The organism is Vibrio sp. 1078-1 (assembly GCF_033340475.1).
Genome location: NZ_JAWOWM010000843.1, coordinates 1 through 529, shown reverse-complemented (window position 1 = coordinate 529; position 529 = coordinate 1). Strand labels below are relative to the sequence as shown.

Annotated in this window: 1 protein-coding gene; it reads right to left on the bottom strand. The window is 45.4% G+C overall.

The genetic code is table 11. The features are described 5' to 3' along the window. Positions 1–145: 145 nt before the first annotated feature. Positions 146–529 (bottom strand): ATP-dependent dethiobiotin synthetase BioD (bioD, locus tag R7190_RS30400; protein ID WP_318138279.1); only part of this gene is annotated, 384 nt, incomplete at its 5' end.

The window sequence follows — 529 nt, the reverse complement described above, 5'->3', positions numbered from 1 at the left end:
CACTTGTCTAAACGTGTTGCTGAGACACAGCAAGCGCTGATGGGACTTAGCCAAGAAAAGTAGCAGTAATCTTATTAAGCTACACCAATAGAAAGGGCTGCAAATTGCAGCCCTTTGGTTTTGAGTACGTTTACAAGAAATGCTCTTAATCGATGTTCAGTAATGGCTCAACGTTAATGTATTTACCCAACTCTTTGCGCTTCGCACTTGGAATGTAAGGGATCTCACCTAACTTCGGTGCATCAATGCGCGATTCAAGCATTTCAATAATGTCCGCGTAATGCTCTGTGCCTGGGTTAACTCGGTTCGCAATCCAACCCACTAGGTTTAGACCATCTGCTTTGATGATTTCCGCCGTTAATAAAGCGTGGCTCAAACAACCCAGTTTAATACCCACGACAAGTACCACTGGTAGCTGCTCTTGCTGTACCCAAGTAGACAAGCTGTCTGTGTCTGACACAGGAACACGCCAACCACCAGCACCTTCTACCAATACAACATCGGCTTGCTCTTTATGTTGAGCGAGCTT